24 protein-coding genes and 2 pseudogenes are annotated in these 23,878 nt (G+C 61.4%); 14 read left to right on the forward strand and 12 right to left on the reverse strand.

Going from position 1 to position 23,878, the window contains the following annotated elements; translation table 11 throughout:
• Nucleotides 1-4: 4 nt before the first annotated feature.
• The 6 genes and pseudogenes from HV770_RS12825 to HV770_RS40035 form a co-directional block, all read left to right on the forward strand.
• Nucleotides 5-262 (forward strand): hypothetical protein, encoded by a 258-nt coding sequence (locus HV770_RS12825; protein WP_175160058.1) that lies wholly within the window; start codon nucleotides 5-7, stop codon nucleotides 260-262.
• A gap of 300 nt (nucleotides 263-562) precedes the next feature.
• Nucleotides 563-2,104, forward strand: coding sequence for a methyl-accepting chemotaxis protein (locus HV770_RS12830; RefSeq protein ID WP_175160060.1), 1,542 nt, complete (start codon nucleotides 563-565; stop codon nucleotides 2,102-2,104).
• A gap of 440 nt (nucleotides 2,105-2,544) precedes the next feature.
• A pseudogene (locus HV770_RS38595) lies at nucleotides 2,545-2,737 on the forward strand (TRIC cation channel family protein); the annotation flags it as partial.
• A 177-nt stretch (nucleotides 2,738-2,914) separates the two neighbouring features.
• Nucleotides 2,915-4,648 (forward strand): peptidoglycan D,D-transpeptidase FtsI family protein, encoded by a 1,734-nt coding sequence (locus HV770_RS12840; protein ID WP_175160064.1) that lies wholly within the window; start codon nucleotides 2,915-2,917, stop codon nucleotides 4,646-4,648.
• 92 nt (nucleotides 4,649-4,740) lie between these two features.
• A complete protein-coding gene (locus HV770_RS40030; RefSeq protein WP_484555940.1) occupies nucleotides 4,741-4,983 on the forward strand; it encodes a catalase in 243 nt (80 codons plus the stop codon).
• 272 nt (nucleotides 4,984-5,255) lie between these two features.
• Nucleotides 5,256-5,396: pseudogene (locus HV770_RS40035) on the forward strand (catalase); the annotation flags it as partial.
• 317 nt (nucleotides 5,397-5,713) lie between these two features.
• On the opposite strand, the gene HV770_RS12850 reads toward HV770_RS40035, so the two are convergent.
• Nucleotides 5,714-6,829 carry a GGDEF domain-containing protein gene (locus HV770_RS12850; RefSeq protein WP_175160066.1) on the reverse strand — a complete coding sequence of 372 codons (1,116 nt, stop codon included), beginning with the start codon at nucleotides 6,827-6,829 and terminating at the stop codon, nucleotides 5,714-5,716.
• Nucleotides 6,830-7,086: 257 nt separating this feature from the next.
• On the opposite strand from HV770_RS12850, the gene HV770_RS12855 reads away from it, so the two are divergent.
• Complete coding sequence (locus HV770_RS12855) at nucleotides 7,087-7,344, forward strand: DUF2866 domain-containing protein (RefSeq protein ID WP_175160068.1); 258 nt, start codon at nucleotides 7,087-7,089, stop codon at nucleotides 7,342-7,344.
• A 20-nt stretch (nucleotides 7,345-7,364) separates the two neighbouring features.
• Here HV770_RS12855 and HV770_RS12860 read toward each other — a convergent pair whose 3' ends face one another.
• Nucleotides 7,365-8,006, reverse strand: coding sequence for a 2-hydroxychromene-2-carboxylate isomerase (locus tag HV770_RS12860; protein WP_175160069.1), 642 nt, complete (start codon nucleotides 8,004-8,006; stop codon nucleotides 7,365-7,367).
• Nucleotides 8,007-8,324: 318 nt separating this feature from the next.
• Between HV770_RS12860 and HV770_RS12865 the strand changes: the two genes are divergently transcribed.
• Complete coding sequence (locus HV770_RS12865; protein ID WP_175160071.1) at nucleotides 8,325-8,693, forward strand: hypothetical protein; 369 nt, start codon at nucleotides 8,325-8,327, stop codon at nucleotides 8,691-8,693.
• A 48-nt stretch (nucleotides 8,694-8,741) separates the two neighbouring features.
• Here HV770_RS12865 and HV770_RS12870 read toward each other — a convergent pair whose 3' ends face one another.
• The gene (locus HV770_RS12870; RefSeq protein ID WP_175160072.1) at nucleotides 8,742-9,368 is read right to left on the reverse strand and encodes a LysE family translocator; all 627 of its coding nucleotides are present in this window, start codon (nucleotides 9,366-9,368) and stop codon (nucleotides 8,742-8,744) included.
• A gap of 156 nt (nucleotides 9,369-9,524) precedes the next feature.
• On the opposite strand from HV770_RS12870, the gene HV770_RS12875 reads away from it, so the two are divergent.
• The 4 genes from HV770_RS12875 to HV770_RS12890 all read left to right on the forward strand — a co-directional run bounded on the left by HV770_RS12875 (nucleotide 9,525) and on the right by HV770_RS12890 (nucleotide 13,047).
• A complete protein-coding gene (locus tag HV770_RS12875; protein ID WP_246290896.1) occupies nucleotides 9,525-10,166 on the forward strand; it encodes an IMPACT family protein in 642 nt (213 codons plus the stop codon).
• A 355-nt stretch (nucleotides 10,167-10,521) separates the two neighbouring features.
• Complete coding sequence (locus tag HV770_RS12880; protein WP_175160185.1) at nucleotides 10,522-11,064, forward strand: hypothetical protein; 543 nt, start codon at nucleotides 10,522-10,524, stop codon at nucleotides 11,062-11,064.
• Nucleotides 11,065-11,198: 134 nt separating this feature from the next.
• A complete protein-coding gene (locus tag HV770_RS12885; protein WP_175160074.1) occupies nucleotides 11,199-11,819 on the forward strand; it encodes a LysE family translocator in 621 nt (206 codons plus the stop codon).
• 250 nt (nucleotides 11,820-12,069) lie between these two features.
• Nucleotides 12,070-13,047: a 2-dehydropantoate 2-reductase gene (locus HV770_RS12890; RefSeq protein ID WP_175160075.1), complete on the forward strand. Its 978-nt coding sequence runs from the start codon at nucleotides 12,070-12,072 to the stop codon at nucleotides 13,045-13,047.
• A 94-nt stretch (nucleotides 13,048-13,141) separates the two neighbouring features.
• Here the strand turns inward: HV770_RS12890 and HV770_RS12895 are convergent, their stop codons facing one another.
• From HV770_RS12895 to oxlT, 3 genes are all read right to left on the reverse strand, one after another.
• On the reverse strand, nucleotides 13,142-14,593 hold the full coding sequence (locus HV770_RS12895) for an aldehyde dehydrogenase family protein (protein WP_175160186.1): 1,452 nt from the start codon (nucleotides 14,591-14,593) through the stop codon (nucleotides 13,142-13,144).
• An 86-nt stretch (nucleotides 14,594-14,679) separates the two neighbouring features.
• Nucleotides 14,680-15,663 carry a LysR family transcriptional regulator gene (locus HV770_RS12900; protein ID WP_175160078.1) on the reverse strand — a complete coding sequence of 328 codons (984 nt, stop codon included), beginning with the start codon at nucleotides 15,661-15,663 and terminating at the stop codon, nucleotides 14,680-14,682.
• 30 nt (nucleotides 15,664-15,693) lie between these two features.
• Nucleotides 15,694-17,037, reverse strand: a complete 1,344-nt coding sequence (gene oxlT / locus HV770_RS12905) for an oxalate/formate MFS antiporter (RefSeq protein WP_175160080.1) — start codon at nucleotides 17,035-17,037, stop codon at nucleotides 15,694-15,696.
• A 396-nt stretch (nucleotides 17,038-17,433) separates the two neighbouring features.
• On the opposite strand from oxlT, the gene HV770_RS12910 reads away from it, so the two are divergent.
• Together HV770_RS12910 and HV770_RS12915 are read left to right on the forward strand one after the other, a co-directional pair.
• Nucleotides 17,434-18,381: a LysR family transcriptional regulator gene (locus tag HV770_RS12910; protein WP_175160082.1), complete on the forward strand. Its 948-nt coding sequence runs from the start codon at nucleotides 17,434-17,436 to the stop codon at nucleotides 18,379-18,381.
• 96 nt (nucleotides 18,382-18,477) lie between these two features.
• Nucleotides 18,478-18,786, forward strand: a complete 309-nt coding sequence (locus tag HV770_RS12915) for an HAD family hydrolase (protein ID WP_175160083.1) — start codon at nucleotides 18,478-18,480, stop codon at nucleotides 18,784-18,786.
• A gap of 80 nt (nucleotides 18,787-18,866) precedes the next feature.
• Here HV770_RS12915 and HV770_RS12920 read toward each other — a convergent pair whose 3' ends face one another.
• The 6 genes from HV770_RS12920 to HV770_RS12945 all read right to left on the reverse strand — a co-directional run bounded on the left by HV770_RS12920 (nucleotide 18,867) and on the right by HV770_RS12945 (nucleotide 23,568).
• Nucleotides 18,867-19,796, reverse strand: a complete 930-nt coding sequence (locus HV770_RS12920) for an NAD(P)(+) transhydrogenase (Re/Si-specific) subunit beta (RefSeq protein WP_175160085.1) — start codon at nucleotides 19,794-19,796, stop codon at nucleotides 18,867-18,869.
• A gap of 55 nt (nucleotides 19,797-19,851) precedes the next feature.
• Nucleotides 19,852-20,673, reverse strand: coding sequence for a fumarylacetoacetate hydrolase family protein (locus HV770_RS12925; RefSeq protein WP_175160087.1), 822 nt, complete (start codon nucleotides 20,671-20,673; stop codon nucleotides 19,852-19,854).
• 60 nt (nucleotides 20,674-20,733) lie between these two features.
• Nucleotides 20,734-21,981, reverse strand: coding sequence for a formyl-CoA transferase (gene frc / locus HV770_RS12930; RefSeq protein WP_175160089.1), 1,248 nt, complete (start codon nucleotides 21,979-21,981; stop codon nucleotides 20,734-20,736).
• A gap of 26 nt (nucleotides 21,982-22,007) precedes the next feature.
• Nucleotides 22,008-22,292 (reverse strand): hypothetical protein, encoded by a 285-nt coding sequence (locus HV770_RS39705; protein ID WP_425497408.1) that lies wholly within the window; start codon nucleotides 22,290-22,292, stop codon nucleotides 22,008-22,010.
• A gap of 363 nt (nucleotides 22,293-22,655) precedes the next feature.
• A complete protein-coding gene (locus HV770_RS12940; protein ID WP_175147851.1) occupies nucleotides 22,656-23,375 on the reverse strand; it encodes a GntR family transcriptional regulator in 720 nt (239 codons plus the stop codon).
• Nucleotides 23,353-23,568 (reverse strand): hypothetical protein, encoded by a 216-nt coding sequence (locus tag HV770_RS12945; protein ID WP_175160091.1) that lies wholly within the window; start codon nucleotides 23,566-23,568, stop codon nucleotides 23,353-23,355. The genes HV770_RS12940 and HV770_RS12945 overlap by 23 nt, the downstream gene beginning before the upstream one ends.
• Nucleotides 23,569-23,878: the final 310 nt, after the last annotated feature.

Below are 23,878 nucleotides of genomic sequence, written 5' to 3' on the forward strand. Positions count from 1 at the left end.
GAAAATGGCGACTATAGCGGAATTTTTATTTATTCGTCTCTTCCAAGACAGCGGGTTTTCCTGCGTTGGGGCTAAGTGGAAAAATGTGTCGTTTTTTGCATTTGCCGCCATACTGCAGCGCGTTTTGGATTTAATTGGCGTTTTGTGGCGGTTTGACGCGTTCGCACGCTGGGCGTGGGATTGGTGCCAAGCCAGCCTATTCCATGCCTTCCTGCGTCATTTAATGGCCATAGCGACCGGTCTTTTTTATCGCCGTCATTAACAAGCCAATTAATCGACATAATCTCGTTCGCAAACCGTCAATTACATTAAGCATGCTTGAATAAAAAACGCGCCGGAAAATCGGAAGATCCAGATTAAAGCGGCCGCGGATCGCGCATTCAGAACTACGGCCGGAGCAAGGCACACGGCTTATAAATCAGACGAATAACGTCACAAAACAACGGGTTTCCCCTGCCTGCGGAGCACACCGTGTTGCGCCGTAAACACCGTCAGCGACAAGCGAATCGCTACAAGCAAATTCAACTTCGCCCGACCACCTGCAAAAGCCACACTCATTGCTATGACTCTGAACAAAAAACTGGCGTCGATGATCGCCGTGCTGTGGATCGGCCTGATCCTGATCGGCGGCTTCGGCGCATGGCAGAACCGCGCGTCGATGATCTCGGACCGCCGCGATCAATTGACCGCGCTGATCGACCAGGGCAACCACATCGTCGCCCACTACTATTCGCTAGCCCAGCAGCACAGCCTTTCTGAACCCGACGCCAAAAAGCAGGCGCTCGAGATGCTGGCGGCCATGCGTTATGGCAAGGACGGCTACATCTCCGTCAACGATTCGCAGCCGGTCATGCTGATGCATCCGTTCAAACAGGAACTGGTCGGCAAGAACCTCGCGCAGTTCGCCGACCCGGCGGGCAACCACCTGTTCGTCGCGATCGTCAACGCGGGTAATCACGATGGCGGTGGCTTCGTCGACTATCTGTGGGCCAAGCCCGGCAGCGAGCAGCCGGTCGCCAAAACGAGCTACTCGATGCATTTCGCGCCGTGGGACTGGTATCTCGTCACCGGCATGTACATGGACGACGTGCAGAGCGCGTTCTACGCGAATCTGCTGCGCTGGCTCGCGATCACCGTGACGTTGGGCGCCATTGCCACGGCCGTCATGCTACTGGTGTTGCGCAGCATCCGCCGCTCGCTCGGCGGCGATCTCGAAGTGGCTGTCGAACATGCGCAACTGATGGCGCAAGGCAATCTCGCCACGCGCGTACCGGTCGGCCCGCACGACAACGGCAGCCTGCTGCATGCGCTGCAAACCATGCAGGCCGGTCTCGTCGATACGGTGTCGCGCGTGCGTCTGGGCACCGAGAACATCAACATCGGCGCGACAGAAATTGCCGCCGGCAATACCGACCTCTCGCAACGCACCGAGGAACAGGCCGCGGCGCTCGTCCAAACGGCCTCGAGCATGGATCAGATGACTGTCAACGTGAAGCAGAACGCGGACAGCGCAATGCAAGCCGCGCAGCTCGCCGGCCAGGCGGCGGACGTGGCCACGCGCGGCAGCCGCGTGGTCGACGACGTGGTCCGCACGATGGGCGAGATCACCGCCAGCTCGCGGCAGATCGGCGACATCATTGGGGTGATCGACGGCATCGCGTTCCAGACCAATATCCTTGCGCTCAACGCGGCCGTCGAAGCGGCTCGCGCGGGCGAACAGGGACGCGGCTTCGCGGTGGTCGCCGCCGAAGTGCGCAGCCTCGCGCAGCGCTCGGCGACGGCGGCCAAGGAGATCAAGGCGCTGATCGAAACCTCGACGAATACGGTCGAAACCGGCGCGTCGCAAGTCGCCAACGCGGGCTCGACGATGGGCGAGATCGTGCACTCGGTGCGTCGCGTGAACGAAATTCTCGAGGAGATCAGCCATGCTTCGCGCGAACAGAGCGCGGGCATCGAGCAGGTCAATCGCGCGGTCGGCGAGATGGACCAGGTCACGCAACAGAACGCGGCGCTCGTCGAGCAGGCCGCGGCCGCGGCTCATTCGCTGAAGGATCAAGTGGGGGTGCTGCGCGAGGCGATTTCCAGCTTCGCGTTGCCGGGTTGAGGGCTTAGGGTTGGCGAGGGTGACACGCTTGGCGCTCGCCACGTGCATATGGCAAAGCAGCATCAGAAATTCATAAAAAAGAAGGCGCTCGACAGGCGGAGAGCGCCCCTTTAACACGCCGCGTCGGAGTCGACGCATCAATCGAACGAGCCAGCCGCGCGGATTTTTCAAATCCACGCGGTTTTTTTATGACCGTACGAGCGGTTGTCTCGCGTAGCGCATTGCGTCGCGTTCTGCCAACGCCTACCGCGCTCGAAAACGCAGCGAACTCCAGCCGAATGAGGCATCACCGAATTCGGCTTAACTCGCTCTCAGATTGACGACACGCTTACGATAATCGCCGTTTAAGAACGCGTGCCCCACGGCGCCCATCGCCGACGAAGCGGCTCCCAAACGCGCTCCCTCAAGGTTCGCCATTATCCTGCTGCGCCGTCCTCCACGTGCTTGCGATCGCCGCCGAAGCCAATGTCCGGCGTGCTGATGGGCATGCGCCGCGGTATGGAGCGCTTCGCTCTACGCTCCGTCGGCACCGTCACCACGCTCGGCGGCGGCACGGTGCGCAACGTCCTGCCCGGTCACTCTCCCCTTGCGTGGACCTCGCATACCGATTACGTTCTCATTACAATCGAAGCAGTCGTGGTCACGGCAGGCGTGCCGTATCGCGCGGGATCGGCGTCGATCCTGATGCTGCCCGCAGTCTTCGCGATGCGCATGCCGGCCGAGCACCTCCATTGGCATCTCAAAGTGTCGATCGCCGCCGATTCGGGCGGCGCAAGCTAATCGCGTTCTCGAGTTCATTATCCGCAACCCATGATCCAGAAGAAAAAATCGCAGTCGCATGACCCCTACGCGCCCGTCGCGAAGAACCCATTGCTGGCCACGCGCCTGCCCGCCTGGCGCTCGAAGTTCATCGTCCTGCTGGTGTTCGGCGCGTTCGCGGCGCTGGCGGGCCGCGCATTGTGGGTGCAGGTGGTGAACCGGGATTTCTATATCGACCAGGGACAAAAGCGCTATCAGCGCACCATCGAACTCGACGCGACGCGCGGACGGATCGTCGATCGCAATGGCTCGATGCTCGCCGTGAGCCTCGCCACGTACGAGATTTGGGCGACCCCCAGACAGGTCGATGAAACCGCCGCCGTGCCGCTGGCGAAGCTGCTCGACCTGCCGCTCGCGGAATTGCGCCGGCGTCTGAACGGCGACAAAAGTTTCGTCCTGCTCAAGCGCCAGGTGGATGCCGACACCGCCGCGCAACTGTCCCGCATGGGCCTCGCCGGCATCACGCAGATTGCCGATTCGAAGCGCTTTTATCCCGAAGGCGAATCGGCAGCGCACGTGGTCGGCTTCACGGACATCGAGGACAACGGCCAGGAAGGCGTCGAGCTGGCCGCCAACGAGCACCTGCTCGGCGTGCCAGGCCAGCGCGAAGTGATCCGCGACCGGCTCGGCCGCGTGGTGTCCGAGACCCGGCCGCTGGTGCCGGCGCGCAACGGCGAGACCATCCATCTGACGATCGACCGGCGCATCCAGCAACTCGCCTACGGACAACTGAAGGAAGCGATTGCGAAGCATCACGCGGAAGCCGGCAGCGTCGTGGTGCTCGACGCGCGCAACGGCGAGATTCTCGCGCTCGCCAACTATCCGAGCTTCGATCCGAACGACCGTGCCCGCCTGACCGGCCGGCAACTGCGCAACCGCGCGGTGGTCGACACCTTCGAACCCGGATCGACGATCAAGCCGCTGGTCGTCGCCCTGTCGATCGACGAGGGCAAGGTGCGGCCGCAAAGCATGATCGACACGGCCCCCGGCTGGTACAAGATCGGCCCGGCCGTGATTCACGACACTTCGAATCACGGCGTCATGACCGTCTCCGAAGCGGTGCAGAAGTCGAGCAATATCGCGCTCGCCAAGCTCGCGCTGAATCTGCCGGCGGAGACGATCTGGACCAAGTATCAGCAATACGGGCTCGGCCTGAGACCCGAGCTGACCTTTCCGGGCGTGGCGTCCGGCAAGGTTCGCCCATACAAACGCTGGCGTCCGATCGAACAGGCGACCATGGCGTACGGCTACGGGCTGTCCGCCTCGCTGCTGCAGATGGCGCAGATCTACACCGCGTATGCGGGCGACGGCACGATGCAACGCGTCAGTCTGTTGCGCAACGGCGCGCATGCCGCCGCACCCTCCGTGGACGCCGAGCTCGCCGTGACGAAGCCGGCCACGGCGCGGGCGATCCGCACGATGCTGGAGATGGCCACCGGCGAAGGCGGCACGGGACGGGCGGCGGCGGTGGCCGGCTACCGGATCGGCGGCAAGACCGGCACGGCCCGCAAACAGGTCGGCGCGACGTATGCGAAGAACCGCTATCGCGCGCTGTTCGTCGGCATGGCGCCGATGAGCGATCCAAGGCTGATCGTCGCGGTCATGATCGACGACCCGGCGGGCAAGGCGTTCTATGGCGGAACGGTGGCTGGGCCGGTGTTCAGCGAGGTAACCGGCGGCGCACTGCAGTTGCTGGGCGTGCCGCCGGATGCGCCGGGCGTTTGACGCCTCGGCCGCATCGACCATGCTTCCTGCTGCATCGCCGGGCCGACCTCACATCAATTCGCGGCTATGGACACGGCAATACACGATCAACCTTGCTAGACTGCGCGTCGCACCGGAGGATCTGGCATCCGCTGCAACGTTGCGCACGGATCGCGACGGCAGCGCGCCATCCGAAGAACAATCTGCGCGATGCGAACACGTTGCGGGACTTCTGGTCGCGCAATCCGGAAACGCTGCATCAGGTCACGATCCTGATGAGTGACCACGGCATTCCGAAGAACTACCGGCAGATGCACGGCTTCGGTCCGTATACGTTCTCGCTGATCAACGCGTAGAACGAGCGCTTCTACGTGAAGTTCCACTTCAAGTCGAAGTAGCGTGTCGAAAACTATACGAATGCCGAGGCCAGCGAACTGGTTGGCCGTGACCGTGAAAGCGCACAGCGCGATCTGTTCGAACAGATCGAAAAGAAGAACTTCCGCAATGGCGCTCTTGCGTCCAGATCATGCCGCTGGCCGAAGCGTATGCGCGCCAGGAAAATGCGTTCGACATCGTCAAGGTGTAGTCGCACAAGGACTATCCGCTGATCGACGCCGGCGCGCTCGAATTGAACAGGAATCCGGAGAATTATTTTGCGGACGTCGAGCTGGCCGCGTTCACGCCGGCCAATATCGTGCCGGGCATGGGCTTCTCGCCGGATCGTCTGTTGCAGGGGCGCCTCTTCTCGTACGGCGATACGCATCGCATCGCCTCGGCATCAACCACCATCAGATTCCGGGTGAACGCACCGCGCACGCCGAACCTGAACACCATCACCGCGACGGCGGCATGCGCACCGACGGCAATCTCGGCGGCACATCGAACTATGAGCCGAACCACTTCGGCGCATTCCCGCAGGACGCGTCGGTAAACGAACCGCTGATGTGATGTGCGTCGCCGGTTACTCGTTCGTGCAACCGGCAACGCAAAGAGTCTCACGCGAGACGTGAATGCTTTTTCACGGCTTTTCATACGCAGAGCGTGAGACGTTGTGCGCCGCACACTGAGGGCGAATGAGCGGCAAACTCAGTGTCCCGCCTGATCGCCGGCCAGCTTGCCCAGCGCCTCGATGCGATTGCGGCCATTGCGTTTGGCCTGGAACATCGCACGATCGGCTTCCTCGATCATTTCGCGCCCAAGCGAAACGGCCTCGGCCGCCGTCCCGCCAACCCTGCGCGCCGCCACGCCAATCGACACGGTCAATGCGATGCGCTGCCCATGATCGTCGTGCAGATCCAGCCGTTCGACCGCCAGCCGCACGCGCTCGGCGACGGCGAGCGCATCGGACCGGTCGCCTTGCAGCAGCGCGGCGAACTCTTCGCCGCCATAACGCGCGACGGTATCGCCCAGCCGCACCTGCTGCCGCACACACGCCGCCACCACCGCCAATGCGCGGTCGCCGGTCTGATGGCCGTAGGTGTCGTTGATGCGTTTGAAACTGTCGATATCGATGAAAAGACATGCCACCGGCACGCCATAACGGACCGCGCGCATCAGTTCCTCACGCAACCGTTCGTCGAAATAGCGGCGATTGGCGAGGCCGGTCAGCGAGTCGGTCATGCCGAGCTGCTTGAGTCGCTCGCGATGCGCGACGTTGTCGAGACTCGCCGTCACGATGCTCGCGAAGCGCTCCAGAATGTCCGTGGCCATGCCGTCGCCGAAACGCGCGGGGTCGTCGCTGCCAAGGCACAGATAACCGCTGACGGTGTCGCCCGCGGCAAGCGGCAGCATGATCGCGCTCGCCGGCGGTGGTGCAGCGCCGAAGAACGCTTGGCGCACCATGTCGCTCAGTTCACCCGGCTTGCCGAGCCACGGCCGGCCTTCCTCGCACAGGTCTCGCGCAGCGAGCCCGCCTTCGCGCGAGGTCTTCAGATTCGCATGATCGAGCGCGCGCAACGCGACGGGCTCGATCAGGTCGAGCAGCATCGGCGCGCGGGCATCAAGCCATAGCGTCACACTCGCTAGCGAGAATTCCTGCGGCAAATGGCTGAACAGGGTGTCGAGAAACGCGCCGAAATCCTGCGCGCCGATCAACCGCAACTCGACATTCTGGAAGCGGCGCAACGTGCGCTCGTTGTGTTGCACGGTATCGACTAGCGAGCGAAGGCGGTCGGAGAGCGGCGTTTGGGCGAGATTCGTCACGTTATCAGGATGCGAGCGCGAAGGCGAAGCGGGGATGGCGGCCCCAACCGCTCTAATAACGGCCGATCCGGCGAGGTCTTGAGGGCGAGATCACGGCGCGGGCGCCGATGCGCCTCTTAAGTTTCGCTTAATTCTTCCCTGCAACCATGCGCACACCATCCCCTGTTAAGCCGCCAGAATATCGGCGGTCTTTTTTCTTAAGGGTGTCGACGACGCGCCAAAAGACGGGCTGCATGCCCGGCAGAAGGAGTCAAACCATGGTTGAAAAAACAGTATTCGAGCATTTGCGCGCCATGCCGGGCATTGAATGGGTCAGCCAGATCCACACCTGCAGAGTCTCCGACCCGTTGCAGCCGCCTTGGGGACGTTCGTACCGCCTCGTCGAATGGACCATGAAGCACACGCCCGAATCGAGCCGCCGGGTCGTGCCCGCCGAAAGTACACCGCTCGAAATCGCTCAGGCCGTCGTCTCACACGTTCCCGGCCGTCGCTTCTGCCAGCAAGGCAACGAATAGGCGCTGTCGCGCTCCCTCCCTCATTGCGCTGTACCCGTCGAATCGCAGTACTCCAGCGCGTCGTCCAGCCTGTCATTGCCCCAGAACATTTCTTCGCCGACGAAAAACGTCGGGGCGCCGAATATCCCCCTAGCCGCGGCCGTTTCGGTCTGTTCGCGCAAGCGCAGTTTGTTGGCGTCGCCTTGCGAGTCGGCGATGATCTGCTGAGCTGGCAAGCCGAGTTCCTCGAGTGCTTCGCTCACTACCTCTGCTGAGCCGATGTCGCGGTCGTCGGCGAAATTCAGTTGCATGATCTTGCGGCAGTAGGCAGCCATCCATTGCCGATCCGCGCCCAGTAGCGCCACGCGCATCGCCAGCAGCGCCGCACGTGGGAAGGTGCCTGGCCGCATGAACGGGATACCGTATTTACGGCATTGCCGCTCCATGTCCTTCCAGACGTATGCACCCTTCTCCTTCTGCAACACGAATGGCGAGTTGGTGAACCCCAAGTCGCGAAACACGGGCCCCAGCAAGAACGGCCGCCAACGGATCCGCACGCCATGCGCGGCTGCCAGCGCCTCGATGCGCATGACGCTCAGGTAACTGTAATTGCTGCCGAAGTCGAACCAGAACTCGATCTCCGGGGCGAAGGAAGTTGTCGAAGAAGACACAGCGTCATTCATGTTGCCTCCGGTATCAAGCATGCTCACTCATTGCCGCCGACGGACTACACCTTGCAATGCTTAACAGTCGCGAGTGGCGGTTCTGCCTATGATGAGCCTCCCCGTACATACGACGTTGACGGTCCGTAATGAACTATCCGTACGACATGCTCACCGCCGCCTGTCTCTTCATCATCGCCGTGTCGTCGTCGATTCTGCTCACGTTGGGCTGGCCTCACTAAAACCACTCGCAAGAGTTGGGGCAAAGCCGCCGCTGTATGCCGTGCGGCCTCGAAAAGGCGAGGTATACTGTACATATATACAGTATTTGTCTGAGCAATGCGTCTTCCACCTTTCGATCCTCCCACGCTCGCGGAGTTGCGCACCTGGTGGCGCACGCGCGACGAGCGGGCCGTCCAACGGCTGATCCTCGAGATTCAGCGGCAACGGCTCACGCTGCTGGAGTTGCGCGACCTGATCGATAGCGGCGTTCAGCAAGTGCGCGCCACGGATCGCACATTGGTCGAACGCGGCGAACCGTTAATGACGCTGCGCATCAGAGTCGCGCAGGAAGTGCTGCGGGTCGGCGACATCGACGACACGCGGCAAGTAAGCCGCGCCGAACGGGACAAGATCGCCGTTCGCACGCAAGGCCAGATGGAATATGCGCGCGAAGGCCGTCTGCGAAGGCAGCGCCGCAACATCTAGCCCAAACGCTCTTCATACACGACGAAACTAAACAGGCGCGCGGATCGATCAGCGCGTCTGCGCAGCCACGCGCAGGCCGAGCGAAATGAACAGCACACCGATGATCTTGTTCTGCCAGCGTGCCAGCCACGTCAACCGCTTGACGAATTTGCCCAGCGGCCGAATGGTCAACACGATCAGCGTGGTATACAGCGCGCTCATGCCGACGAAGATCAGTCCCAGCATGGTGAACTGGAGAAAGGTGGAACCGTGTTCGGGGCGCACGAACTGCGGCAGAAACGCGAGAAAAAACAGCGCGGTCTTGGGATTCAATACTTCGGCGGGAATCGCCTGAAAGAACGCTTTCGATCCCGATACCGGCGCGACCACCGGCAAATGCGCGCTCGCCTGCTTCTCGCGCAGCGCACGAATGCCCAGATAGACGAGATAGGCCGCGCCGACATATTTCACCGCATTGAACGCGAGCGCGGAAGTCATCAGCAACGCGGAAAGGCCGACCGCAGCGCCCAGCGTGTGAATGAAATCGCCGGCCGCGATACCGAGACCGGTGAGAATGCCGGCCTTGCGCCCGCCATGCACGGTGCGCGTCAACACCAGCAGCACCGCCGGGCCCGGAATGAGGAAGAGCCCGAGCACGACTGCAACGAAAGTCCCCAACGTGGATAGGTCAAGCATATCGTCTCCTTGTCGACGCGACGGACTCAGCGAACTGGCGCGCGTTCAGCGGGCAATTGTAGACGAATGCGAGCATTCGATCTTTTGCGGCGCGCACGTGCTGGGTCGCGGCCAAGCCAAAGGTCCTCATGGGTAGTACGCCGGCGATCCGTTACCATGGCGAGCACCGAGCTGCGTGCGGCTCGTACCTGTTCATCCACTGAAGTCTTTGCCGTGCCCACCTATACCTTGCCTGCAGCGCTGAGCGCGGAACTCGAGATTCGCAAGAGCCGATTCATTGCCTATGCAATACCGGTTGCCGACCGCGATGCCGCAATGGCCGAGCTACGGCGGCTGCGCCGCGAACATCCTGCCGCGACGCATGTGTGCTGGGCGTTGCTGGCCGGCGGCCAGTCCGGCATGTCCGACGACGGCGAACCGTCCGGGACCGCGGGAAGGCCGATTCTCGAAGTACTGCGGCATCACGATCTGGACGGCGTGCTGGCGGCCGTCGTGCGCTATTACGGCGGCGTGAAACTCGGCGCCGGCGGTCTTGTGCGCGCCTACACCGATGCAATCGCATCCGCCCTGCTGGATGCGCCGCGAATCGAGAGGATTGCTCAGGTTTCGTTGATCGTCGAAGTGAGTTATGCCGATGAAGCCAAAGTTCGCCGATGGATCGAAGCCGAGGAATATACGCTTGTAGATAGCGCATATGGCATGCTGGTGAAGATGACGATCCGGTTACCCGTCAACAAGCTCGAAGAGGCTCAGCGAGTGCTGACGAATATGACTCAGGGAAAAGCGGGTTTCCTTTGATAGTCCAACCGTCCTGCTCTCCTTTGCGAAAACGCAAACAGGAAAACGGGATTGCACCGCACGTAAAAGGTAAAAATATGACAACGCTTTAATGACGCGGTGTCTATTAAAAAAACGGCTCTGTATGATGAACAGATTCGTGCCAATACGACAGGGAGCGTGAACCGTGTCACCCGGAAGGGCTCAGACGTCGGCTCACTGTTACCATGCTGTTCTCTACCGGGATGTCTCCATTAAAAGGGCAACGCCTCTGACCTCGACCGCCGCTTTTTCCAGCACAGCGCCTGAATTGCCGCGACGGAGCCCGTCTCTGCCGCGCCTAGCCAGTGCCATGAGTTCAACGTTGAGCACGACCCTGCTCAAGGGTTGCGGCATCATTGCGCTGCCGTTGATGCTATCGGCGTGCTCATGGTCGTGGTTCGGCCTGAATAGCAGTGCGCCGCGCGCGGCCGCGCATTCCACCGGATCGCTCAGCGTCGCCCCTGCCCGCGAGTTCGCCTACGTGCCCGCTCGCAGCGGACGCGTTTCGCCGAACCGCATCGAGAACACTGCAATGACCGGCATCGTGCTCAAGGACGACATTAACGAAACCGTGCGCAACGGCGTGGCGAACAGTTTGCAAGTCGCGGGGTTTCGTCTCAACGATCGCAAGCGGGTGCTGAGTGGCAGCATCGAGATGTTCACCGTCGACGATGTGCGCTCCCCGGCGTTCTGGACGCTGAAGATGCGCTACGTGGTCACCGACTCGGCCACCCGTCAAATCGTGTTCGCGACCGTCAAAACGGTCAAACAGAAGTCGCCGAAATTCACCAGTAGTACGGTCGCGATCGAAGATACCGTAAAGCTGAGCGTCGACTCGTTGATTAGCGATCCCGGATTTGTCAAAGCGGTGAAATAAAGGCGTCGGTACGGGGTGCGGGCGAGTTTCGCTACAATTTCATGAACCACGGGTCGCGCGCCGGCCCCGGCGGCCATGATTGGCCATCCCGCCGCGCGATTCCCCGCAATCTCCCGTTCATCGCGCGAGCCATCATGTCCATCACCGCCTGGCTGTTCTTCTTGCCCGCCTGCTTCGCTATCAACCTCGCGCCCGGGCCCAACAATCTGTTGTCGATCAATGTAGCGGCGCGTCATGGATTCCTGAAGGCGTTCGTCGGCGGCACCGGCCGGCTGGTTGCGTTCGCGATGATGCTGGTACTCGCCGCAACCGGTCTTGCAGTCGTGCTGCACGCGTCGGAATGGTTCTTTCTTGCGATCAAACTGGCTGGCGCAGGGTATCTGATCTGGCTTGCCATTCAACTGTGGCGCAGCGATGCGCCCACCATCGATACGTCGCAACCGCAGGAAGCGTCGCTCGGTCGAATTGCATGGCGTGAGTTTCTCGTCGCGGCCGGCAATCCGAAGGCGATTCTGGTCTTCACGGCGTTTCTGCCGCAGTTCGTCGATGTTGCAAGGCCGATCGTGCCGCAGTTCGCGGTGCTCGGCGCGAGTTTTCTGGTGCTCGAATGGGTAGCGATTGCGTTCTATTCGTGGGCCGGGATGTATCTCGGGAAATGGTTGGTGCGGGCACGGGTCAGGCGATGGTTTAATCGCTTTTGCGGCGGGTTTCTGGCGGCGATCGGGGTAAGTTTTTTGTTGGTGAGAAGAGCGTGAAGTGTGAATATGAACCGTGCACGCCCGGCTCTGTCATGCTGCGCGTGTAGAACGTCGCCACCGCACGAAAGCCTACGTCCGGCAAACTCGCCCATGTCGCGCCGACCGCGTCGTCCTTCCATAACCGATACCTAATGCATCGGTCCAGAAACTTTAACTATCTGCATTCGTCGTACCCCCTTATCCTCGAACAGTGACCCGTTGGCTACGCGACGGGCGATCGACTTCTCATAGTCACTGGAGCGGCATCATGAAGATCTGCATCTTTGGAGCGGGGGCGATTGGCGGCCTGATGGGCGTGCAACTCGCACGCGCAGGCGCGGACGTGAGTTTCATCGCGCGCGGGGCGCATCTGGCGGCCATGCGCGAGCATGGCGCGCGTCTGATCATGGACGGCGAGACATTCAGCGCACCGGTTCGCTGTACGTCCGACCCACGCGAACTCGGCGTGCAAGACTTCGTGATCGTCACGCTAAAGGCGCATTCGTTGCCTAGCGTGGTCGACTCCATGCAGCCTCTGCTCGGCAAACACACGGCGATCGTCACCGGCGTCAATGGCATTCCCTATTGGTACTTCTATCAGCATGGCGGACGCTTCGCCGGCACGCGCCTCGCAAGCGTCGACCCCGACGGCGCTCAATGGACGAAGCTCGGCCCCGAGCGGGCGATCGGTTGTGTGCTGTATCCCGCTGCGGAGATCGTCGAACCGGGCGTGATCAAACATGTGTACGGCAAGAAATTCCCAATCGGCGAGCCGAGCGGCGAGCGCACGCCGCGCATTCAGCAACTGCACGACATCATGCAGGCGGCGGGTTTCGAAGCACCGATTCGCGACAACATCCGCGACGAAATCTGGCTCAAGCTGTGGGGCAATCTGTGCTTCAATCCGATCAGCGCATTGACGCACGCCACGCTCGACGTGCTCACCAGCGACCCGGGCACACGCGCGGTATCCCGCACAATGATGCTCGAAGCCAAGCGGATTGCCGATCAGTTCGGCGTGCACTTTCGCGTCGATGTGGAAAAGCGGATCGACGGTGCGGGCGCGGTCGGCGCGCATAAGACGTCGACGCTGGTCGATCTGGAGAATCGCCGTCCGATGGAAATCGATCCATTGTTGACGGTCGTGCAAGAGATGGGACGTCTCGTCGCCGAACCCACGCCTACTATCGACGTGGTGCTGGCACTGATCAAACTGCGCGAGCGCATGGCATTGCAGGGCAACTGATCGAACGTCGCGGTCTTTTCATCTCTTTGCCGCCGCAATGAAAGAAGGATCGAACGCACCAGGCGTTCGATCCTTCTTTTACTTCCCTAGAACGCTATTGATCGAGCGCCAGCCACACCGCCTTCGGCTCGGTGAAGTTCTCGATCGCGACGTCGCCGTGTTCGCGGCCGAAGCCTGAATCGCCGGACCCGCCCCACGGCAGCCGCACGTCGGTATAGCCATAGGTGTTGATCCACACGGTGCCCGCTTTCAGGTCCCGCGCCACCCGATGCACCCGCCCAATGTCTGCGCTCCATACACCGGCCGCGAGGCTATACGCCGTACCATTGGCAATCCTGAGCGCATCGGCCTCGTCGTTGAAACGAATCACGCTGGCTACCGGCCCGAAAATCTCCTCCTGCGAAATGCGCATTTCGTGCTCGACGTTGGCGAACACCGTCGGTTCGACGAAGAAACCGCGCTCGCCGATTCTCGCGCCGCCCGTCACGAGCGACGCACCTTCGGCCTGCCCCGCGTCGACGTACCCCAACACGGTCTTCATCTGCGCGGCGGAGATGAGCGGACCCATCGACGTTTCGCGCGCCGACGGATCACCGACCTTGATCGACTTCGCACGCGCGCTGAGACGCTCGACCACTTCCTCGTACACGTCGCGATGCGCGAGAATGCGCGAGCCCGCCGAACACACCTGACCGGTATTGAAGAAAATCCCCGATGCTGCGGCGCGCACCGCATTGTCGAGATTTGCATCGGGGAAAATCAGATTCGCCGACTTGCCGCCGAGTTCGAGCGTGACGCGCTTGAAATTGCCGGCCGCGCCTTGCAGAATGCCGCGCCCGACTGACGGCGAGCCCGTGAAGGTCACCTTGTCGACACCCGGGTGCGCCACCAGCGCATCGCCGACCACCCGTCCTTTGCCGGTGACGATATTGAGCACACCGGGCGGCACGCCCGCTTCGAGCGCAAGCTCGCCGATGCGCAACGCGGTGAGCGGTGTTATCTCCGCGGGCTTGACGATCAGCGTGCAACCACACGCGAGCGCCGGCGCGATCTTCCACATGCCGATCATCAGCGGGAAATTCCACGGCACGATCGCAGCGACCACGCCGACCGGCTCGCGCAACGTGTAAGTCAACGCATCGGGCCGCGTCGGCACCACCTGACCGTTGATCTTGTCGCACCAGCCTGCGTAATATTCGAGCGTATCGATCGCAGCCGGAATGTCCTGGCGCATCACCGAGGCAATCGGCTTGCCGGCGTCGAGACTTTCGAGCGCGGCGATCTCCTCGAGGTTGGCGCGCATCAGGCCGGCGAGACGCATCAGAATGCGGCCACGCTCGGCCGCACGAATCGAATTCCACACTTTCAGCGCAGCGCGTGCGGCGTGCACCGCCGTATCCACGTCGGCGGCGCTGCCCTGCGCCACGCGCGCAATGGGCTCTTCGGTGGCCGGATTGATGTCGACGGAATACTCGCCTGTACCCGGCGGTAAACGCTTGCCGTCGATTAGCAAATCATGGCGCCTGAGGTCGGTTTCAGTTTCCATCATAAAGCTCCTTGAATGGATAGTGTGGTGCGGCTGATCGCTGCCGGATCGTTTGGGGAGCAATGCCGGCCATCGCGACTGTGACGCTAGGGCTCGTGCAAAACGGCGCGGCGCGGCGCAGCCACCGGCCCTGTGACCGCTTGCGAGGCGGATGATGATGCCGCGCCGCCGTGTGCGTCGATAGACTCCAGCGCGGCGAACCGTGTCCAGGCCGCCGCGGCGTTAGGTCGTAAAGAGCGGTTCCGGCGATGCACCAGGAAGGTAGTCACGCTCACCTCGGGCACCAAGGGCCGGCTCACCAGCGATACCGTCGGCCCTGGCCAATGGGCGTCGACAGGCAACACGCCGACGCCGAGGCCCAGTTCGACCATGCGCGACACGGCCGCCACATGGCCGAACTCCTGCAGCGGGCGTCGCTTCAATTCATGCGCGCTGAAGGCGCGTTCAAGCGCCGCGTGCACGCCCGTGTCCGCATTCAGCGTGATCAGCGAGCACTGCTGCAATGCGTGCCATGCAACGCTGTCATGCCGGGCCAATGGATGGGTGGGAGGAATCACCGCATGCAGCGGCGTCCTGAAGATCGCCTGCGCATGCAGCAATTCATTGTCGAACGGCTGGGCCAATGACACGAGGCCGAAGTCCACTTCGCCCTGCTCCACACTCGCGAGCACAGCACTTTGCGGCTGATCCCTGACGGATACGATCAACCCGGGGAACGCCGATGCACAACGTGCAAGCGCCTGCGCGACGCAACTCGACGACAACACCGGATTGCTCGCCAGCACCACGACACCGGTGTGTCCGTCGTACGCGGCGCGCTCTTCGAGCAAGGTCAGTTCGATCTCGTCGAGCAGCCGGCCAATCCGACGTTCGAGGCTCGCGCCCGCATTGGTCAGTTCAACCTGGCGTGTGGTGCGATCGAACAGTTTCAATTCAACGGCATCTTCAAGCTCACGCACACAGCGGCTCACCGCCGATTGCGTCAGATCGAACTCGCGTGCCGCGCGCGTGAAACTCCGCTCACGCGCGACGGCAACGAACACCTTGAGCTGCTGCAACGAAACGTTCATAACGTCTGCGCCGGGTGCGGACAGTTCATGCTATTCCCCGCCCTGTTCGGGCCAGTGGCTGAGACGCGAAGCATTGCCGTTGCCCGCGACCGCCAGCGCGCCTTGAGGCTCGTCGTGCGACTCGATCCAGCGCGAGCGCATCGGTGCAAGGATGAATTTCGCCGAGATGCCCGCGGCAATCGTAATGACCGCGGAAACGATAAAGACGAGATTCCAGCCGCCCGCGGCCGCCAGTAGCGATGCGATCGGCACGAGCAAAGACGCCGTGCCCTTCGCGGTGTACAGGGTACCCGCGTTCGCCGTCGCGTACTTGCTGCCGAAAGTATCGGCGCAGATTGCCGGAAAGATCGAGAAGATTTCACCCCAGAACAGAAAGATCAGTCCGGCGAAAACCATGAACGCATACGGATTGGTGCCGAACTGCATCAAGCCGAGCAGCGCGAGGCCCTCGCCGATGAAGATCACGAACATCGTATTTTCGCGGCCGATCTTGTCGGAGATGAAACCGCACAACGGACGTGTCAAGCCATTGAGGATGTTGTCGATCGAAAGCGTGGCGGTGAGCAGCGGCAACGTCAGTCCGAGGAACGACATCGGAATGCGGGCGAGCCCCCAGTCTCTCGCGATCGGGCCGATTTGCGCCGTCGCCATCAGCCCGCCTGCGGCAACCGCCACGAACGACACATAGATCACCCAGAACACCGGCGTCTTGATCATCTGGCGCGACGTGAAGTCGACCTTCGACACGGCGAACCTGCTCTTGCGCATCCCTTGCTGACGCAGCACCGGCCGGACCAACAGCATCGCGAGCAAGAAAATGCTGACGCCTTGCAAAATGCCGAAGAAGAAGAACGTGTGCTCGAAACCCGAGCGCGTAATCATGTTGGCAATCGGAATCACCGTAATCGCGGCGCCCGCGCCGAAGCCCGCTGCCGTCAGACCCGCTGCGAGACCACGTCGGTCGGGAAACCATTTCAGCGCATTGCCGACACACGTGCCGTACACGGCGCCCGCGCCGATGCCGCCAATGACTGCGGAAGCGTACAGTACGCCCAATGTCGTCGCATACGAATTCATGACCCACGACAAACCCGCGCATAAGGCACCCACCGCCACCACCGGCCGTGGCCCGAACCTGTCGACCAGCAAACCTTCTAGCGGCACGAGCCACGTTTCGGTCAAAATGAAAATCGTGAAGGCAAGCTGAATGGACGCTTCGCCCCAATGATGCCTGGCGTTCATCGGCGCGACGAACAACGTCCATGCGTACTGCAGATTCGCCACCAGCGCCATGCATGCGATGCCGATCACGAGCTGCCACCAACGATTCCCTAAAAACCTGCGGGTCGTTGTTTCCTCGGTGATATTGTCCATGAGCCTTGTCTCCGCTATTTGTCCGGTGCCGCGGGCCGACGCCCCGAAGGAGTGCCTTCGGAGGACGCGCCTCGCTGTATGCGTCCCACCTTATGGTTAGAACCCGAAAGGCCTTGCTTTTCGGGGAGATTTAATATTTGCCTCACTAATCCACTTCTTTAAAAACACCCGATTTGATTCGTCGCATTTTTAAAAACTTCTTTATTCCGATCAATTAATCGGCAACCGCGGGCATTGACACGCTGCTTCGTCCGCCGCGCCTGACATCCAAGCGTTAACCCGGACACCGGAGCGACAATTTCGCTTTCTTATACAGAGTGATGCTAGGGTCATTGCTGAATTACTAATAATTAAAGTTTGTTATTATGTTGATTCACATTTGCTTATACATCGGCCATGACGATGCGCAATGCGACTCTGCGGCAACTGAAGGTCTTCGAAACAGTGGCACGGCACCTGAGCTTCTCGCGCGCCGCGGAGGAATTGCATCTGACGCAACCCGCCGTCTCCACCCAAGTCCGGCAGCTCGAAGAACATGCGGGACTGCCGTTGTTCGAACAGCTCGGTAAAAAGATCTATCTGACGCCGGCTGGCACCGAAATGCTTCACTACAGCCGCGCGATCATCCAGCAATTTCACGAAGTCGACGAAGCGATGTCCCAGCTCAAAGGCGTCTCCGGCGGCAAGCTGAATGTCGCGGTGATCAGCGCGGGCGACTACTTCTTTCCGCGCGTGCTCGCCGAATTCACACGCCGCTATTCCGGCGTCGTTCTCAATCTGGCCGTGCACAATCGCGAAGAACTGCTGCATCAACTCGCGACCAATCAGACCGATCTTGCCGTCATGGTGCGCCCGCCGCACGAGACCGACGCGACCAACGAGCCGTTTGCACCCCACCCGTATGTCATCGTGGCGGCGCCCACCCATCCGCTCGCGCAGAAACGCAACATCCGGATGAGTCAGCTCGCGAACGAAGCCTTCATCGTGCGCGAGCGCGGGTCGGACACGTGGAATTCCATGGAGGAAGGTTTTGCGGGACGCCTCTCCAATCTGAAGATCGCCATGGAGATCAAGAGCACCGAGACGATCAAGCAGGCAGTGATCGCCGGCATGGGCATCGCGTTCCTCTCCGCGCATACGATCAGCCTCGAATTGCAACTCGGTCATCTGGTCGTGCTCGATGTCGAGAGCTTTCCGGTCATGCTCAACTGGTACGTCGTGCACCGGAAGAACAAGCGCCTGCCGCCGGTGGCCGTCGCCTTCAAACGCTTCCTCATGGAGGAAGGCGCGAACCTGATCGAGAAGATCACCCGCGTCAAGGAATTGAGCGTGTATAAGCAGTAGGCTATGGACACCCAATAAAACTTTAACTATTTCAAATTGACCGGTGCTTCTATGCTGCAAGCGAGTTCTCTCACTTGTCAGCCCAGGAGGCCGATCATGAACCATGCTCCGGTTGAGTCTCACACCAGCAGCACGCGCGCCGTCCGTCTTTCCACGGACGCTTCTGACGACGCCCATCTGAGCGCATACAACGCCGCGTTCAGCGACCTCGGTCTGCGATTCCGCTGGGATCATGCGACGCTCGATCTGCTGAGGGAATTCAACGGCGAAGTGGCGCGCATCACTGCGTACATCGAGCGCTATCACGGTCATCTTCACCGCGCCTACGATGCCGACTTTCTCGCGCAAATGATCCTGCACAAGAAGGACCGGTACTACAGCGAGTTCGCGGCCGCCAGCGCTTGAAGACGCAGGCGGGATCATGGTCCCGCCGTGCACCGCATCTGCGATTCGATGAGTTCGCGCATTCATGCAGTGGCTCATCTTCAATGGCGTGCCGTGAAATGACTCGGACGATGGCGAATGCACCCGCGTTGACGTGTGTTCGTGCGCCCGCTGTGATGCCGGCTTGCGCGGTGCCGATACGCCGCCGTACGGATCGTGCCCGGCGCCGTGTCACGCAGTGCCCACGCCTGTTCCTCTCCGCCATGCCACTCGATGCGCGCGAGCAGCCCTCCCTTGCCCATGTCCACCCCGTCGCAACGTGCGGCGAAAGCGTGCGCGTGCACCGCGCGCCCTGCGCCGTGGCCGTCGCCATACTCGCGGCTGATCATCAGATGCGCGCCCATGGCGCACGCCAGCGCGCTCATTGCAAGCAGCGCGGCGAGTCCGAACGGCTGCGCCTGCTCGGTCGCGAAACAGTAACCGAGCCATCCGCAAAGCACCAACGCGATCAGATTGACGATGCGGTGGCCCGGACGCGCGATCGTATTCAACTGCAATGCGCCGCGTAATTTGCAGAACGCAATCGCGGAGGTCGCGAAGATCAGTGCGCCGATGAATACGGCTGCATAGAGTTCGATACGCTCGGCGCTTTCCCGCGCATCCGTCGATAAATAGCGCACGATGCCGCCCGACATGACAGCGAGTCCCATACCGCTGGCGAGGAGCGCGACGAGACGCGGCCGTCGCGTCAGATCGCAGCCGCGTACGAGCCACGCTCCGAGCGCGGCGCCCAGCAGCGCGGCGTCGACCACCGCGCCGCTCGCTCCCATTCCCGCGGCGAACAGTCCTGTGAACACGGCTGCCAACGCGGCCGCATGCCAATATGGCCGACGCGTCGCCCGCATGTCGAGCTGCCGTTGCCCGACCGCGGCAAGCGCAACCGTCAACACGGACATCAGCGCCGCACCAAGACCCGCGGCCAGCGAGAAGCACACGCTCATCCATGCAGTACTGTCAGACGCCTGCAGCATGCGTACTCCTTCGAGTTGCGATGCAAAAACGCTGGGCCGATGATTCAGCTCACCGTCAGACCACGCCCGCCGCAACGCCCGGCGGTACCGGTGCGACCGGCTCCGCATGCGCGGCGCTCAACGTATTGCTGAGCGTGCCGATTCCGTCGATCGTAATCGACACGGTCGCGCCATCCTTGATCGATCCGACGCCGACCGACGTGCCGCACGCGATCACATCGCCGGGTTCGAGCGTGAGATCCTGCGAGATCAGACTCACTTGCTGCGCGGGCGAGAAAACCATATCGGCAAGCGGATAGTTCTGCCGTTCGACGTCGTCGAGTTTCGTCACGAGATGCGCCTGCTGCCACGCGAATCCGGAGACGATCGCCGGCCCGATACAACAGAACGTATCGAAGCCTTTCGCGCGGCACCATTGCGGAAAATGCGGATTCTCGTTCAGCAGATCCGCTGCGGTCACGTCATTGACGAGCGTGTAGCCGAAGATTGCGTCGGCGGCCTCCTCCACACTAGCGTCGCGGCAACGCCGGCCGATCACGATGCCCAGCTCGCCTTCGTAGGCGATCTTGCCGGCGTAACTTAGGGGCCGCCGGATCGGCTCACCTGCCCCGATCACCGAAGCCGCCGGTTTCAGCAGAAAAAGCGGATGCGTGGGCACGGGTTTGTCGAGCTTCGCCGCCAGCGCGTGAAAGTTGTTCCACAGCGCGATGACCTTGCCGGGCGCGCACGGCGCGAGCGGCGTCAGCGCGCGCGTCGACAATACCGCGCCGGTCGGCACCGGTTGCTCGAGACTTTCGTACTCATGCAGATAACCACCTTCGACACGGCCGAACACGATGCCACCGTCGTTCGACATGAACCGCATCCACGTATCCATACCTCGCTCCTTGAGCGTTCCGGGACAAGCCTGGCTTGACTGACTTCGACTCCCGCGCCTTCAGATCGCGCCGGCCGTGCGCAACGCGCTGATCTGCTCCGGCGAATAGCCGAGTTCGGCCATCACCTCGTCGGTATGTTCGCCCAGCAGCGGCGAACGTTTGACCTCGGTCGGACTGTCGGACAGCTTGATAGGATTGCCAACGGTCAGATACTTGCCGCGCGTCGGATGATCCACTTCGACGATCGTGCCGGTTTTGCGCAACGACGGCTCCTCGGCGATTTCCTTCATCGACAGGATCGGCCCGCACGGGATGTCGTATTTGTTGAGGATCTGCATGGCCTCGAATTTCGTCTTGGTCATGGTCCAGCGCTCGATCTCGGCAAAGATGTCTTTCAGGTGCGGCAGACGCGCCGCAGGCGTCGCATAGTCCGGATGGGTCGCCCACTCTTCCTTGCCGATCACGTTGCAGATCTTCGCCCACACCGGCGCTTGCGTGATGAAGTAGATGTACGCATTCGGGTCCGTTTCCCAGCCCTTGCACTTCAGAATCCAGCCCGGCTGACCGCCACCCGACGCATTGCCCGCACGCGGCACCGCTTCCCCGAACGACCCGTTCGGATATTGCGGATACTCTTTCATGATGCCGGTGCGATCGAGCCGCTGCTGATCGCGCAGCTTCACGCGGCACAGGTTGAGCACACCGTCCTGCATCGCGGCGAGCACGCGCTGACCGCGACCGGTTTGCGTGCGCTGATACAACGCCGTGACGATGCCGAGCGCCAGATGCAAACCCGTACCGCTGTCGCCGATCTGCGCGCCGCTTACGACCGGTGGCCCGTCGTCGAAGCCGGTGGTCGACGCCGCACCGCCCGCACACTGTGCGACGTTCTCGTAGACCTTGCAGTCCTCATAAGGTCCAGGACCGAAGCCCTTTACCGACGCGACGATCATGCGCGGATTCAGTTCCTGGATCCGCTCCCACGTGAAGCCCATGCGATCCAGCGCGCCCGGCGCGAAGTTCTCGACCAGCACGTCGCATTTCTGGATCAGCGCTTCGAGCACCAGTTTGCCTTCAGGGTTCTTCGTATCGATCGTGACCGAACGCTTGTTGTGGTTGAGCATCGTGAAATACAGGCTGTCCACGTCGGGAATATCGCGCAACTGCTCGCGCGTGATGTCGCCTGCGCCGGCCCGCTCCACCTTGATCACATCCGCGCCGAACCATGCCAGCAATTGCGTGCAGGTCGGTCCCGATTGCACATGCGTGAAATCGAGAATGCGTACACCGTCGAGTGCTTTGCCCATGTCATGTCTCCAGAAGGCCTTGCGATTTACTTGTACATGCTCTGGTTCTTCGTGCCCGGCGCGTGCTCGCGCGGGGCGACCCAGACATTGACGACCGCCGAACGGCCGGTACGATGATTCGCTTCGCGAGCGCGCTGCCACGCGCCGGCGATCTGCGCGGGATCGCGCACTTCCTCGCCTTGGCCGCCGAGCATGTCGGCGAACCGGTGTCCGCCCGCGATGACACCAGCATTGCGCGTCTTCTGCCTGTGCGTGTCGTCGGCCGTCGTGCTGCCCACCATCGGATTCAGCGATGAAACACCTGCAGACATGGCGGTCTCCTGTGTCTTTGCTCTAGCGCCTAAGGCCGGTTCAGGCCTGTCACATACGGTATGTGATATATCAACTTCGATCAAGGCCAATTTCAAGATGTGCGTGCGACGAAACACTTGCTGTAGCGCCTTGCCGGTCAAGGCTTTGCAGTGAAAAGACGCTAGCAGTGTTCACTACCGCTCGGGAAAATACTGACTTGGCCTATTGCTGATTCGAAAACGTTGATATATCACATACCATATTTCTGATGTCGTCAAGCATGGGTTATCCCTGTGCCGGGAGCAGCGCACAAACAAAAAGGCCTGCGGTGTTTGCACACCGCAGGCCTTGTCGTCGGCAACGCCGATCAACCGCTCACACCATCAATCCAGAAAATCGCAATTCGCCTCGACGAACGCCGCGAGATCCAGCGAGTGCTGACGCACGAGCCGCTCGGCCAGCTCGGTATCACGTTGTTCCAGCGCCTCGATGATCCGCAGATGATCGACGATCGAGCGCGACGCGCGGTCGCTCTGCGAAATCGTCATGCGACGGATCGCCCGCACGTGGATGAAGATGTTCTTGATTGTGTCCAGAATGATCTGCGACTTCGACAACTCGACGATCGCCTGGTGAAACGCGATGTTGGCGTCCGAATACTCGGCGATATGCTCGGCCGGCGTCGCGTCGCGGAAATTGTCGAACATGTGACGCAAACGGGCGATTTCCTCGTCCGTGGCGTGCAGCGTGGCAAGCCGCGCTGCCATGCTTTCGAGCGCTGCCCACATCTGGATCATCTCGACGATTTCGCGCTTGCTCTTGCGCACGATATAAATACCGCGCCGCGGCACCATGCGAAGAAAGCCTTCCTGCTCGAGTAGTGTCATCGCTTCGCGCACCGGCGTGCGGCTCACGCCGAGCGATTCGCTCAGCACGCGCTCGTCGAGGCGGATTTCTTCGCGATTCTGGTATATATCCGCGTCGGCGATCGCCTGGCGCAGCATCGCGTACGCCTGATCACGCAAGCTCGCGCTCGCGCCGATCGGCTGCAACGACAAGGTCAGCGGTGTTGCCACTGTTTCAGTTTGAAGTTCTGACGACATTCATCGCCTCGGATTGAACATGCGCGCGATACGACGTCGCCTCGCGTGGTTGCTCGCCCAAGCCGATGAAGCGGCCGTGTTGCGATGCAAGGTTCGCGACCGATTGCGGAATCCAGTCGGTCAACAGAACGGTGGCGGAGGCGCCCAAACCCACGACAGCAATGGCGAACAGCAAAAGAGACACGAACTGCATTTGCAACTCCAGACGATTGAGTGAACGAATGACTCAATCATATGCTGCATCGCCGCATTTTTCAATATTCGGTATGTAGTATATCAAGATATGTTGTTTTCACGTAACGCTCGTATTCATCACGTTAGCACGTGTCCACCCGGCCGGTTTGCCGGCTGGCCGCTTCGATCCGGGCACACAATCCTGCGCCGACGCTCCGTGTAAACGCGCGAAACGCGCGCTATGCGCGCACGCGCGTCCGATGATCGCGCAGTTCCACCTCCGTGCGGATTGTGAGGTCCGCTTCGCATCATTAACCTTCGGGACATTC

The organism is Paraburkholderia fynbosensis (assembly GCF_902859935.1).
GTDB classification, from domain to species: Bacteria; Pseudomonadota; Gammaproteobacteria; order Burkholderiales; family Burkholderiaceae; genus Paraburkholderia; species Paraburkholderia fynbosensis.